At 33.0% G+C, this 14,080-nt stretch carries 14 protein-coding genes; 4 read left to right on the forward strand and 10 right to left on the reverse strand.

Going from position 1 to position 14,080, the window contains the following annotated elements:
• Positions 1 to 29: 29 nt before the first annotated feature.
• On the reverse strand, positions 30 to 524 hold the full coding sequence (locus MKY60_RS11190) for a DinB family protein (RefSeq protein WP_241599759.1): 495 nt from the start codon (positions 522 to 524) through the stop codon (positions 30 to 32).
• A gap of 413 nt (positions 525 to 937) precedes the next feature.
• Here MKY60_RS11190 and MKY60_RS11195 point away from each other — a divergent pair, with 413 nt between their 5' ends.
• The 3 genes from MKY60_RS11195 (at position 938) to MKY60_RS11205 (ending at position 4,346) form a co-directional block, all read left to right on the forward strand.
• Positions 938 to 1,408 (forward strand): DinB family protein, encoded by a 471-nt coding sequence (locus MKY60_RS11195; protein ID WP_340929896.1) that lies wholly within the window; start codon positions 938 to 940, stop codon positions 1,406 to 1,408.
• Between the two features lie 82 nt (positions 1,409 to 1,490).
• Positions 1,491 to 2,255 (forward strand): N-acetyltransferase, encoded by a 765-nt coding sequence (locus MKY60_RS11200; RefSeq protein WP_340929898.1) that lies wholly within the window; start codon positions 1,491 to 1,493, stop codon positions 2,253 to 2,255.
• Positions 2,256 to 3,464: 1,209 nt separating this feature from the next.
• Positions 3,465 to 4,346, forward strand: a complete 882-nt coding sequence (locus MKY60_RS11205) for a GNAT family N-acetyltransferase (protein ID WP_340879811.1) — start codon at positions 3,465 to 3,467, stop codon at positions 4,344 to 4,346.
• An 80-nt stretch (positions 4,347 to 4,426) separates the two neighbouring features.
• On the opposite strand, the gene MKY60_RS11210 is transcribed toward MKY60_RS11205, so the two are convergent.
• The 4 genes from MKY60_RS11210 to MKY60_RS11225 all read right to left on the reverse strand — a co-directional run bounded on the left by MKY60_RS11210 (position 4,427) and on the right by MKY60_RS11225 (position 7,334).
• A complete protein-coding gene (locus MKY60_RS11210) occupies positions 4,427 to 4,852 on the reverse strand; it encodes a DUF4279 domain-containing protein (protein WP_241599767.1) in 426 nt (141 codons plus the stop codon).
• Between the two features lie 202 nt (positions 4,853 to 5,054).
• The gene (locus tag MKY60_RS11215) at positions 5,055 to 5,540 is read right to left on the reverse strand and encodes a GNAT family N-acetyltransferase (protein ID WP_340931092.1); all 486 of its coding nucleotides are present in this window, start codon (positions 5,538 to 5,540) and stop codon (positions 5,055 to 5,057) included.
• Between the two features lie 162 nt (positions 5,541 to 5,702).
• The gene (locus MKY60_RS11220; RefSeq protein WP_340929900.1) at positions 5,703 to 6,698 is read right to left on the reverse strand and encodes a zinc-dependent alcohol dehydrogenase family protein; all 996 of its coding nucleotides are present in this window, start codon (positions 6,696 to 6,698) and stop codon (positions 5,703 to 5,705) included.
• 156 nt (positions 6,699 to 6,854) lie between these two features.
• Positions 6,855 to 7,334, reverse strand: a complete 480-nt coding sequence (locus MKY60_RS11225) for a YjdJ family protein (protein ID WP_340929902.1) — start codon at positions 7,332 to 7,334, stop codon at positions 6,855 to 6,857.
• A gap of 956 nt (positions 7,335 to 8,290) precedes the next feature.
• Here MKY60_RS11225 and MKY60_RS11230 point away from each other — a divergent pair.
• Complete coding sequence (locus tag MKY60_RS11230; protein ID WP_340929903.1) at positions 8,291 to 9,487, forward strand: MFS transporter; 1,197 nt, start codon at positions 8,291 to 8,293, stop codon at positions 9,485 to 9,487.
• Between the two features lie 240 nt (positions 9,488 to 9,727).
• Here the strand turns inward: MKY60_RS11230 and MKY60_RS11235 are convergent, their stop codons facing one another.
• From MKY60_RS11235 to MKY60_RS11255, 5 genes are all read right to left on the reverse strand, one after another.
• Positions 9,728 to 10,585, reverse strand: coding sequence for an alpha/beta fold hydrolase (locus MKY60_RS11235; RefSeq protein ID WP_340929905.1), 858 nt, complete (start codon positions 10,583 to 10,585; stop codon positions 9,728 to 9,730).
• An 81-nt stretch (positions 10,586 to 10,666) separates the two neighbouring features.
• The gene (locus tag MKY60_RS11240) at positions 10,667 to 11,476 is read right to left on the reverse strand and encodes an ABC transporter permease subunit (RefSeq protein WP_241599775.1); all 810 of its coding nucleotides are present in this window, start codon (positions 11,474 to 11,476) and stop codon (positions 10,667 to 10,669) included.
• Positions 11,473 to 12,360, reverse strand: coding sequence for an ABC transporter ATP-binding protein (locus tag MKY60_RS11245; protein WP_340929906.1), 888 nt, complete (start codon positions 12,358 to 12,360; stop codon positions 11,473 to 11,475). The genes MKY60_RS11240 and MKY60_RS11245 overlap by 4 nt, the downstream gene beginning before the upstream one ends.
• A 213-nt stretch (positions 12,361 to 12,573) precedes the next feature.
• Positions 12,574 to 13,074 carry a DUF3267 domain-containing protein gene (locus MKY60_RS11250; RefSeq protein WP_340931093.1) on the reverse strand — a complete coding sequence of 167 codons (501 nt, stop codon included), beginning with the start codon at positions 13,072 to 13,074 and terminating at the stop codon, positions 12,574 to 12,576.
• Positions 13,075 to 13,196: 122 nt separating this feature from the next.
• Positions 13,197 to 14,045, reverse strand: coding sequence for a GNAT family N-acetyltransferase (locus tag MKY60_RS11255; RefSeq protein WP_340929909.1), 849 nt, complete (start codon positions 14,043 to 14,045; stop codon positions 13,197 to 13,199).
• Positions 14,046 to 14,080 lie beyond the last annotated feature (35 nt).

The raw sequence follows: 14,080 nt of genomic DNA on the forward strand, positions 1-14,080 counted from the left end.
GCTCAAGAAATCACTTGTATACATTCTATTTATTCATCTTCTCCAACATTTATTTTCCAGCTTTTTTGCAACTTTCGGATATAAATAATCTGACCTATGTGATACGCATTATGAGTTGACACATTTCCGAGAACTTCCCACCATTTTACATGTTCAGAAAAGCCATTCACTTCACTCTCAACTTTTTCTTCAGACAATAACTCTTGCCAAAGTAAAAGCACCTCTAATAGTTGTTTTTTTAAGTTAGCAAATGAATGATTTTCAGGAATAATAAAGCTGTTATTATTATTTCCAATGGAAGGAACGGCATCAACGTGAGATTTTTTGTATCTTGTTTGCCATGTTTGATTCCAATATAGTAGATGCTGTACGATCTCAGCAATACTATTACTTTCCTCATTTGGTTTCCAAAATGCTTGATCCTCAGTCAGTCCTCTTATTGAATCTGAAAATGGTAGGTACCAACTAGGGTCATTTGCATTTGCCAACAATTGATCCGATATAACATCCTTTGCATGGACCATAACTAACACTCCTCATATAAATATAATAGTGTTTCAAAACCTCTAAACAATGTCATCTTATTATATTTCTACCTAAAATATTGATTCTCCTGCTCTTATTGAGCAAACCCGCTGCGGTAAAAGCAACCCTTGCAGACAGCCATATACTTAACTAAGCATATGTTAGTTGAATAAGAACCAAATTACCAATCTGTCCATCATCACTTTCAGCCACTTTAATTGCACTATAATCTAGAATGTTTTTTAACTGTTTGTGACCTTAATATAATAATCCAACGCATTAATTTAACTCGTATATCCCCTCCTCTTTAGTCCGGTCAAACTGTGACATAATCTTATAACCAAAATCCTCTCTTTTATTCGAACGTGCATTCGTGTATATTTAAAACATACCAAATAAAGGAGAATATGTTATGAACTCAATTGATTTAATTCTTTTAAATTTAAACGAAGTACGAAGAAGAAGTACAAAGGTTTGGACATCTATTCCTCAAGAAAAACTACATTGGAAACCTGATAATGAAGCAATGACTTGTATAGAGATGGTTAGGCATGTTTTAGAAAGTGAACATTATTACCATCTAGCTCTCAAAAACCAAGGCAGTCTGACAGTCTTTGACTCTCCTTTCGAAAAACAACCTTTTTCCACTGTAAATGCAGAATTGAAAGTTGCAGAACCATTTAGAAATGAGTTCATAGAAACTATTAAGTCATATTCTGAAGAAGATTTAACAAATATTAAAATTGATCGCTCAGAATCAGGCTACATAAGAAGTTTGGGAGACATGTTGCTAAGAGTCGCCTATCATGAATCTGTACACACCGGTCAATTGCTGGATTATTTAAGAATGGCTGAGGTTCCAAGAGTACGTGTTTGGGATTAATTATCTTACAGGTGCAATCACTTAAGTGATACGCCTTTTCTTTTATGATAATTATATAATTTTGTGGAGGAGTGAAAGGGAAATGGGATTCATTCAAATAACAAAAAAGAATATTGAAAATGAACACATCTGTTGTGCTTTAGGTGCAAAACAATATGAGAAAGCAGTAAACGAGAAGAAGAAGTGGTTAACGGAACGAATGGATGAAGGATTAGTTTTTTACCGTTTAAAAGAACGTGCAAAAGTATTTATTGAATATTTACCTGCCGAAATGGCATGGATTCCTATTCAAGCATCTAATTATATGTATATCAATTGTTTATGGGTTTCTGGTAGATATAAAAACAATGGACTTGGAAAACAATTACTATATAAATGTAAAGCAGACGCTGTGGCTCAAGGGATGGATGGAATCGTACATATAGTGGGAAAGAAAAATAAGCCTTACTTGAGTGAGAAACGTTTTTTTGAATATATGGGATTTAAGTTAGTAGATCAAATAGATCCTTATTTTGATCTGGTTTCATTATCCTGGAATGACCAAACTGTTAGACCTTCCTTTAAACGGGATGGAAAAATTTCAGTTACACAACAAGGCATAGCAATTTATTATACTGCTCAATGTCCCTTTGCTGTATGTATTTTGGAAAATCTAAGAAAGGTTGCAGAAAACCATGGCGTTACATTTACCACTCATCAATTAACCACCAAAGAAGAAGCGCAAAATGCACCTACCATTTGGACAACTTTTGGTCTGTTTTATGATGGGAAATTTATTACACACGAAATGATGAGCGCAAACAAATTTGAAAAACTATTAATAAAGCTGTTAGATAAACAATTGTGATTGGGATAATAACAGTTGCTATCGGGCATTGTCTAGGTTAGGTGGTACATAATGTCAGCAATGATTAGAGTTCCTTTTTCTATCCACTTGGGGTTTGGTTCGACAATGTCTATTGTCTCTTTACCCCAAACGTACCATTCACTTTTTAACTTTTGGGTTTTAAATAACTTACTGATTTTATAATTAATCCACTAACGAAGAAAACTAGAGCATTGGCCAAAAGAAACAATGCGATAAATGCAGCTGCGAATGCCGAACCTTAGTGTGTTCCAGAAGAATCAACAACTCTGGAAATTTTTAAATATATTGCCCCTATCGAAAATCCCAAAACTGGAACAAGTATAGCCATAATGATTCCAGAAATCCATAAAGGCATTTTATTAATCTTGTGTAAGTGAATTACTGTTCCATCAAAAAATAATATCAATAACAAAAGAATAAACCAAACTAAAACATCTCCACTCAATTATCGCATCACTATTCATAATTTTTAAATTCCTAATTTATAATACAATCCTCGATTACTTTAAATTTCAACTTACCATTTCTTTATTTAAAACGTTCAAACCGAGTATAAGTTCCATGATTAATTGAATATTCCATTATAAGTTTGATAAATCCATTACTACTATTTGACTAAACTGCTATTTAAAAAGAAAATATGACCACAAAACAAAATTAGTAAACGCTTTAGTTGAAAACGAATACAAAAAGTTCCCCTAGTATCTGATATTGTGATATTTAATTTGCAGCCTAAATTTCTCATCAAATGAGTTTGCAGAGACAAACTTTCCTTTTAGTTCAAATAACTCTTCTTCAAATTCGATGTTTTATCATCAAACCTTTAATAGTCTTATAATTCAAAATACCCCGTGCTATAATAGTAATATAAAACAAACAAATACCTCTGGCTATACAAAATGGCTACTTACATAACAGTGGCCCTTTTTTTCTTTGAGATAGTTATATCCATCACTTTAATCATTTCCACGAGCAAGCTACAGAATTAGCAATTTTACCGTTTTTTTACACTTTAAATGATGGACGTGAGAGTGGTGAGTTCTCAAAAGAAATAAATCTACCCACGCTTTAAAATATTTGGGGAAATTGATGAAGTTCTTCTTCATGCTACTGTTTAGCAGCTAACATTTCCTTATTCGGAAATCTAAAAATAAATGTATACTACATTTTAACAAGGGGTGTTTTGAAATGATTACATTTAAGACAATGGAGCATTTAACTTTTAAGGAAGCACACGAACTTTTTATAAATGGGTTTGAAGGATATTTTACTCCGATGAAGATGCCATTGGATGCTTTTATAGCTCGCTTTGGAAATGATAATCTATCAGCAGGTATATCTATTGTTATGTTTGATGAGGATAGACCGGTAGGATTTGTATTACAAGGCATTCGCGAAGTGAATGGTGAGAAAATTGCTTGGAATGGTGGTACTGGAATTATTCCAGAATACAGAGGAAAAAAACTAGGGACAATCCTAATTGAAAAGGCTCTTGAATTGTTAAGTCAGCAAAAAGTAAATATTGCTACGTTAGAGGCTCTGTCAATTAATCAACCAGCTATTAAACTATATGAGAAAGTTGGGTATAAAGTAGTTGATACGCTACATTTTTGGGAGGCAGAAGGTGTATTAAACTATGATGAAAAAATTGCTAGTGAATTTGAATTGAAAAGAATACCTGCACTGCAAGCAGTAAATTCAATTATTTTCCCAGCTTTAGTACCATGGCAAGTAGATCCTTCTATTACACCAAAGGCTGGTGGAGAGGCAATTATTGCAATGAAGGATAGTGAAGTACTTGCAGCTTGCTTAGTAAGAACAAAACAAAAATTTGGTAGCGAAGCTGAAGGTGTCACATTATTTCAAGCTTCTACTAACAATGAACATCCAGATGGAATACGCGCTCTTCAAGCCGCACTACAGGAAGGGCTTCATTTTAATCGTTCCATTAAAAGAAATACTTATAATTTGGAAGACAAAATGCAAAATTTCCTTCCGTTTTTAAAAAATAATGGATTTAAAAATACTGATATTTCACAAGTATTTATGACAAAACAACTTATGGAATAACTAAAAAACACAGCTAACACAATGAATTGGCATTCTAATTAAATATCATCTATCCACTTCTCCAAAAATATTTGGAACATTTACTCTAGTTCACTATAAGGATATGCATACAAATCAATATCAAAAACTGCTTCAATTTCAGTAGCTAGCTTACTAGCCCTCGTGTTAATGGCAAGACCTGGAGAACGCCCGTTATGTATTTGAATTACAATGTAGAATTTTGCTACTAAATTATAATCTTTTTTCAAAAGTAAAATATCATTGACTTTTGATTCCAATTTATAAATAACAGGCATTAATACTTCATTCACATCAAGTGTTTCTTTATATCCTAAACCATATTGCCAAGTGGTAGAGAAATAATGTCTAGCTGAATTTAAAAGTAATGGTTCCTCAACCTTTGTTGTCCTAGACGGATGTATTTTCAATCTTTTAGTTAACTCATCTAATGGAAAATCATCATCATTACTTAGACTAAAGTATGCTTGCACTTTTGTTTTTTCCAATATTAATCCCCCTAAAAGTTTAAAAAATTTAGTATTCACCAACATGTTCGTCTGTTTTACATTTTATCTCAAGATAGACGTATTGATGGCTCAGTCTGTTTTAAAGTAGCTTTTCTGAGTCTCAATTTTTTATGCAATATTATAGATTTCCAACATTTTATTGGGGGATTAATATGAAATACACTATTATTGTCGATTTTGTTTATAATTTTTTACTTAATATTTCTCCGGGTAAGCCGTCAAATTCGCAGATCTTTTCAGAGACAAATCCTCTTTTAATTAGAATTTTCCTAGAGGCAATATTATCTGGGTCAATAATCGCTTTAAGAGTCTTTAGTTCTAATTTCAAAGCCCGTTCAATCAATACCTTCGCTATCTGACCGCCGTATCCTTTGCCCCAATGCTCTGGCTTTAACATATAGCCAATTTCAGCTTCTTCATTATTATTTTCATCAATAGTTAAGTGTCCAAGTCCTATAAATTCATTAATTAAATTATCATAGATTTTATATGTACCAAAGTGTTCATGTTTTTCATTACGTTTTATTAATCTTTGAAAATTGAATTGAGCTTCTTTTAAAGGGATAGCGTATTCGGTAATTTGCGCCATAACTTTTTCATTAGATACAAGGCAGAAATAAGCATTAAAGTCAACCTCTTTAAACTTCAGTAAATTTAGTGAATGCAATGTATCACTATTCATTTATTAACCATGCCCCCCACTGTCTGTTTATGTATTCTTGCTATTTTACATTAATATGTTTGAGAATAATTAATGTTCCATTTTAAATTACAATAGATCCATTTCGTTTATTCAACTAATTGCCGCGATAGTTGAACAAGAGTTAACTCAGTAACTTGTTAAAAATACTTTCCCTTTGGTCTCTTTTAATGTTTCAAGTTCTTCAACAGCTTTTTTTACGTTCGATAAGTCGTACTGGGAATCTACCATCATCAAGCTTAATCTTTTATTATCAATTAGAGTTATCAAATGGTTAAATGTATTTTGCCATTTATCTGCCGAGACATTTTTATTCCAATTCCGCAAATGAAAGATACTAGCATTAACCTTAGCCTTATTTACAATATCTGACCAATTTACTTGTATTCCTGATAAAAGACCGATAGTTAAAAAATTGCCATTAGGGTGCACACAAAATGCCAAGTCGTTTCCAGATGAACCTCCAATTGAATCAATAGCAGCATCAGCACCAATCCCACTTGTCAATTCCATAACCGTTTCATAAAGTGGATTTTTTGATGTATCAATTACAAAAGAAGCACCTAGATTAATTAATTTTTCTGTATGCTTATTATTTCTAGTAATTGCTATCAATCGAAAACCTAAAAGCTTTGATAATTGAGCAAAAATATGCCCAATAGAAGAACCACATGCGTTAACCAGTAAAACATCATATGGTTTTAATTTCAAAACTTCCGTACAAACTACCCATGCTGTGATTGGATTTATATACATCTGTGATGCCGTAAAATTATCAATAGAATCTGGTATTGGAACTGCAAATTCTGATGATGTTTTAACAAATTCCTGCCATGTACCTTCCCCTCTTAAGGGTAAAACTCTTTTACCAATAAGGTGTCGAGAAACTAATGGACCTACCTCTTCTACAATACCAACCCCTTCATAACCCGGAATATTAGGTAAAGTTATCCGATGTGAATAGGCCCCCCTAATTGGTATTAAATCAGAAGGATTTATAGGACGTGTTAACATTCGAACAAGCACTTCGTATTCTTTTGGTGATTCAATACTTTTATATTCAACTTTTAATACATCTCTAGGGCTACCGAATTCATAGAATTTAATACATTTTGCATCTAACACTATACTTCTCCTTAAAATAAATCAGATTTATTTAATTATATCATCTCCAACTTCACTGATGGGTTAGTCAACAAGAAAAAGGCTTTACCCCAGCTATAACACACTAAATATGATGCTTACTCCTTTTTAACCCTATTTCGCACTGTCATCACATTGTTATAAATCAACCGTCACCTTTTTCTTGAAATTTCTTAAGCCCACTAAGATAGCAACAGCTATGCAAATAAGTCCACTTACTAAAGCAACCCAGAATAAAATCCTTCCACCAGTTGTAGGTGAATTAAAAATTATCCCACTAAGTAATATCATCATACAACTTAATAATCCCCAAAATCCAATTGTCCATTTAGACTTATTCTGTATTAAAAGATAACCAACTACACTCAAAATATAGAATGCACTAACTATCATAATAGTGGGAAATAGCGGATGAAATTTAGCTGCATAAACAAAATAATCGAGTTGACTAATATCACGACCATTTGTAATCTCAATGTTAAGTAATTTGGAAAATGGTGTTGAATACTCCCATTCAAAAGAGTTATTGGTTATTGTACTTCCTTCATACCAAGCTATAAATGTTGATACTATTAAAGTAAAGAATCCAACGACAAATTGTATTATGTACTTAAACATTTTTCGTCCTCCTAGTAAATTTTTGTCATTGCCAAGGCACCTTAATATACTATCTTTCGGCATAGATGTGAGCATTTTAATTTTCAAGGGAGTTTAACGTTATTGAATAATAGGTTCATTATTAACATGTTTTCTCCCTCCATTATGTTTCATCAATTTGGATTTTTAAAATAAGTGCCATTTGGTAATACAAGTGGTTGGACTTGTTCATCAAGGTCAAATGAAGTACGAATACCATTCCTTTTTCACTCAACCATCCCTTAGGCCCATAGGTGTCTTCTTGCTCTACTCAAAATGTGATATGACGTATGAAAGGATAATTAAGTAAGCTTAACTTTATTATTTTTATCCTAAACTTGATATAATAGAATCGAATTTCCTTAGAAACTTACTGACAACTGTGCTTAATACAAACCTATTATCAAATTTATGTCTTTTTGTAATAGTACCATCTTTAAAAAATATTCAATTCATTCAATTGTATAATATTTTCTAAATATGTTCCTCAATCACTCCTTTATCAACTACTCTAAAACACTAAATCAAAAATATAGATCCGACTATACAGCTCATGTTCTTCTAGTAAAACACTATTAGTTCAATAAGTTTGTATTTTGAGACAAAATTCCAAGAATAGAGCTCTTCAATTGATGAGTACCCACTATTTCTCTTTCTTCTATTACCTTGATTCAACATCATAAAATCCAAGTCTCTTACATCCATATTAAAAATAAACGACCAAGTACTCCTCCTAAAAACAGATCTGATTTAATCTATTAACAACTCTTGACAATATTCAGAATAATAGGTTAGTCTGAGTAAATTAATAGTAAAGGGAGAGATACATATGCAAAGAAAAACACTGACTTCTTCATTCAAATTGGAGGGCATGTTGGTTTAATAATATGATCTCCGATTTGATTTAATTAAGAATCAACTAAATCGGAGGAATTATAGTGAGCATACAAAATTATTATTACACAATCACAAGTTCTAGGTCTTTTTTTATTCAAATGGTTTTCACATTAAATGCTATTTATTATGTAACGCAAGCAAACTTAAATGCATTGCAACTGATTCTCATCGGTACAATCATGGAAATCTCCGTTCTATTGTTTGAAATGCCAACGGGTTTGTATGCAGATCACTATGGACGAAAACGCTCTCTCGCACTAGGCACAATTATTATTGGTTTGGCACATGTAATTGAAGGGAGTACTCCAGAATTTTGGGCGATTGCTTTCTCTTCTGCGATGTGGGGAATCGGCTGGACCTTCATTAGTGGAGCTGAACAAGCATGGATTGCAGATGAGTTAGATGGCACAAACTTAGAGACCACGTTCCTTCGCGGATCACAATTTTCATCTTTTGCACGTTTTGCAGGAATATTGGCCAGTGTGGCGATTGCAGCTTTTTGGTCTGTACAGACGGCGATTATATTTGCAGGTATTATGCTAATTGCTCTTGCAGTCTGGGCTTTCATTAAACTACCCGAAACTAAATTTGTCAAAGTTACCCGTGAAAAAGGTGTCTCGGGCATCACACATATGGTTAACACCATCAAGGTTGGACTATCACAGATTCGTGGAAAGACTATGCTAGTTAGCATAGCTGTAGTTACATTATTATGGGGACTTGCCAGTGAAGGATTCGATCGTTTATATGGTGCCCATTTCATTACTAACTTTGATTTGTCGGAAGATGAGTCCATCTATTGGTTTGGTGCTTTTTATGCGGTAGCATTTATACTTAATATTGGCGTACTCCATATTGTTGAAAAAAATGTGAAAGGTCGCTACGCAGATGCGCTATTGCTTACAAATGCCGTGTTGACGGGAACGATGCTAATTTTCGCATGGACAGGTCATTTCTGGGTAGCTGTAGCGATGTACTGGGTGACAAGTGCACTGAGAAACGTAAATTACCCATTAATGAGCATCATTACGAATGAACAAATTGAATCAAAAGGTCGTGCAACAACACTTTCCATGTTCGGACAACTTGATGCTTTGGGACAAATTGTTGGCGGACCATTAGTAGGATTATTCGCATTATACACAACAATTGCAGGAGGTATTTCGGCCTCTGCATTCCTGATTTTACCCGTTTTATATTTCTTTTGGCTAATCAAGACTAAAATGGTTCAGTCATAATTTTTCATTACCTGATGCGTATGAGCATCAGGTACTTTTTTATTTGATATCACAAATATGCCATTCTATTCACTCGAGTCAATAACTTTTTTCCAATCAATAATACTGGTGGGATTTAGTATATCTGCAAAGCGTACTCAAACTCGCTCGTTAGTCAACCATGAAACGCAAAAACAGAGCTTCACCAAAATTGGTAAAACCGTCCATACATATTTACGGCTGGGTGAGAAAGGTCGAGTTTCAAACCGATTTGAGAAAGGAAATCAGTTTTTGGTTAATTTTTTTTGCTGATTTTCCAATCCAAATTAAATGTCCCCACGTATCCACTACATATAACTCTGATTTGGCTATTTTTTCGTGAGCATTCTGTGGATGTTCAAGAGAAATAAAACCGTCATTTTCACTATGAATGATAAGAGTTGGACTACTGATAGACTTTAAATCTTGGTCCTTTATTTCTTTAGATTGCTTTAGATCAATAAGGAATCCATGACCAGAACGTTGACGTGCATTCATTTTTGTAAATTCTACAACATCACTAACGTCAGATTTTAGTTGGAGCTCTTTTTTGTTAAGAGAACTAAACTGTGGAGCCATCATCTTAAAAAGAGTATTCGGAAATAGGTGGCTAAGTTTACTAAGCATCTTCCATGTAACCCCTTCAATAGAAGGTCGAAAAATAATATGAGCTGCTTTATACTCTATGTCTTTGTTTGTCAACCATTCCTTTGAAACTGCACACTCTAAGACAAGACTTTTTACTTTTTCTGGATACAAAGACGCAAAACGTATTCCAGTTGGACCGCCTGCTGAAATTGCTATAACATGGACTTGATCTATTTTTAGTTTTTTCAGTAAATTAACATAATGTCCACAAGCCTTTGTTAAACTTTCACCTACCTCTTTAGATGTACTTCCATACCCTGCTCTTGAAGGTGTAATTATGGAGTAACCATTGTCTAACAATGATTTGTATCCAAATTCTTCATTACAATTTGAGTGTCCACCGTGGAAAATTAAAATAGGTTCCCCTTTACCGACCAATGAATATTCAATTGTTATTCCTTCTCTAGAATATTTCTCGACAGTTCGTTCCATATAATCATCTCCTATATCGATTCTACGTGTTCATTGACTAAAATGTTTCGTAAATTCTAACATTTTATTATTTAGGTGTATTTATAGTGGTAAATTACGAAGTTTAAAAACGACAACAGCCGCTGAATAATTAAAAAATCCAATTCCTAAGAGAATAAGAGAAGGAATGAATATCTGAGAATCACCACTCGCAATTCCACTAGGATTGTATAATGAGAACGGTGTTATGTTCCTTAGCCATTCAAAATCCGAGCTGATTTTTCCTGCCATATCTAATCCATAGAAAATAAAAGTTAAAGCAGCAGCTATACCAAGCGACTTTTTTTCGTCATTGCATAAAGATGAAACTAGAAAAGAGTACCCACCAACAACAAAAAACAATAAAAATCCAACCAAGCATATCTGGAAAAATGTATTAAATTCAAGCGAGGTTTGATCATCAATTAACATTTCTCCAGCAACGATACCACCTAAAAATGTTAATAATACTATAAAAAGTAATCCGCTAATCAAGACTAAAGCTTGAGTAAAAGCTATTTGAGTACGAGAAACCTTTGTAGAAAGTAAATAAGCCATAGATCCCTTATCAACTAAATGTGCTAACAATTGAGTTGCTGTCATTACACTAAAAACACCTAAAATAATAGGGAAAAACAGACCGAAATATTCAGCAGAAATAAATCCACCATAACTAGTAAGAGAATCAAAGCCAAGTGCGTTTTTCAGTGTTTCAGGGATTATTTTTATTAATTCGTTAATTGCCTCGGCATTTTCTGCAAACATCGGATATAAAGATGTCATTAGAACTACATAGAGGGCCGAACCAAACCCAAAACTAAGAAAGTTCTTCATATTTAGTTTTATCATTTGATTGAATAAAGAAATATTCATTTTACAACCACCTTCGTATCATAGTAGTTCATAAAAATATCTTCTAAGCTTTGACTAATAATACTTATATTTATAACGTTAAATTTAGATAATTCCTCTATTAACTCATTGTAATCACCTTGGACCACAATGCGAACAACATTGTCATTAGTGTTTTCAATGATTAAATTAGATTCTTTAATTTTTTCTACATCATTTTTATTCTCAAGAGTAATTTCATAGATTTTTCGTTGCATATATTGCAGGTCATTGATGTTTTTAACAGTCACAATCCTTCCATCCTTAATAATGGCAGCTCTATCACAGGTTCTCTCTATTTCTGCAAAACTGTGAGAAGACATAATAAATGTTTTCCCTTTTGCTTTTTCTTCTAAAACAAGATCGATAAAGACTTTTTGCATTAAAGGATCTAATCCTGACGTTGGTTCATCTAATATATATATTTCAGGATTGTGCATGAATGTAACAACAATACCTACTTTCTGTTTCATCCCTTTTGACATTTTACGAAATGGTGTTTTAGGTTCAAATTGAAGCCGTTCAATTAATTCATTCCTCCTTTTCTTATCTTTTAATCCTTGCATACCTGCCATTAGATTAATAAATTCTAATCCGTTCATTCCATCCAAAAAAGAAATTTCTCCCGGTAAATATCCTACTTTTTCTCTTGCCTTCTCTTGTTGTTCCCAAGTGTTAAACCCATGGATTATAGCAGTTCCTTTTTGTGGCTTCATGTAGCCCATTAAATGACGAATCGTTGTGGATTTTCCTGCACCATTCGGTCCTAGAAATCCGAACACCTCTCCTTTTTCCACCTCGAAGGTTACATCAAATATTCCCCTTCCATTTGAAAATTGTTGGGTTAGACCTTGAATTTGTATCATATAACCTCTCCCCAAAAATGATATATTTTTAAAGATTTATTTTTTAAAACAATTAGAATAGAACTAGGTGTATAAACGAACGTTTTTGTGCCATTTACTTTCTCCCATAATTCTTTCAATGATATATATTTACCAGCCCAAACCGCTAGAGGATTCATATGTAATTGAATAACATAAACTCTCATATGGTATAACTTTCAAGTAGAAATGCTATTAGTTTTTTTCCACCTGGTAATAACCTCTGCAAAATACTGAGTTCTTTGGTTTAATTACAATTAAAAATGAATTTATGATATCAGAGGCAGAAATCCATAAGTTAATCCAACTTATAAATAATAATACTGATTTAACATTTCCTGATACATACAATGAAACAATGGCAGGCACTACGGATAATGCAATGAGGGGTAGACTCATAAAGATCCAAAATCTCATTTTGGATAAGACTGCATTTGTATGTAGCCAAAAAAATGTTCCGCGAAATGTTAAGCTAATATCGCCTTTTTTGTTTATCACAAGAATGTGAAGGAATTCATGAATGATGAAGACAATGATAAATATTAAGATAAGAACGAATGTATCAATAGGAATGAACCATACATCAAAGAAGCGTGACAATAGAAAAATGGTGACCTGAAATAAATAAACAAACTTCATATAGTGCTTTCTAAACCAATTATTCTCTATGAAAGGGGTCCAGTCTTTCAAATCCATACTTATTTGAGGTAAGTGTCGAAACCATATTATCAAAAGCGTCCTCTCCCTTCTTTTGCTTGTTCCAACGACTAACTAATCTGCTCTTACTTTGTCTAATTTACTCAAAGAAGTCCCTTAAACTATACTGAAGGTATTACAACGGCATTACATGCTTTTTCATAAAACTCTATTGGCCCTGCATCCCCAATAATTGCATACTCATAACCAATATCACTCATGTCTTTTAAACAGTGATGTAGTAAAGAATATCCTATCCCGTTAACTCTGTTGGATAATGCTACCCCCATAGGACCAAAATAACATTTCTTATTCTTATAAATATCATAAGCAGCAAACCCAACAATATCTCCATTATTATCTAAAGCAATGTATATCGGTGGTTTACTTAATAAGAATGCCTCTCTTATAGTCTTAGACCATTCATTAGAAAAATTTTTTTCAATAAAATGAACAAGTTTGGTAAATTCATTTTTATTTACTTTACGGATGAGATGCGTGTTAATTTCTGGGACTATATAATTTCCAAGATGCGTTATCATATCTCGTGAAGTAGTACCGAGGGATAAAATTATTTTTCTATTTTCATCTGATAAAAAACTGTCAACTACATTAGTTGTTAATAAGGCTTTAAGCAAATGACCTTCATTTACATAAACTTGGTTATATCTTTTCATATAATTAATAGCAATTTCCATAACATTAATTACTTCTTTTGTAACCCTGATGTTGAAAAAAACACTCTTTGTCGAATGCTGATACGAAGTATCCTTCATCTTAGCTTTCAATGTAGTCCTATCTAAGTCAATTTTCAGAGATATCTCTCCTAGAACTCCTGTCTTCTCATTCAAACAGGCTATTAGGAGATGTATAGGCTGTAATACTTCTAATTTTTGAAAATGTGCTTCATTTTCTGCATCCCTCAATATACTTAGCATTCTATTCGTAAAATTTATGTTAGAATTACACATTTACAATTCCCCCTATCGAGCAATTTGGAGATAAT

It is taken from the genome of Psychrobacillus sp. FSL K6-1415 (assembly GCF_038003185.1).
In the GTDB taxonomy this organism is placed as follows: Bacteria; Bacillota; Bacilli; order Bacillales_A; family Planococcaceae; genus Psychrobacillus; species Psychrobacillus psychrodurans.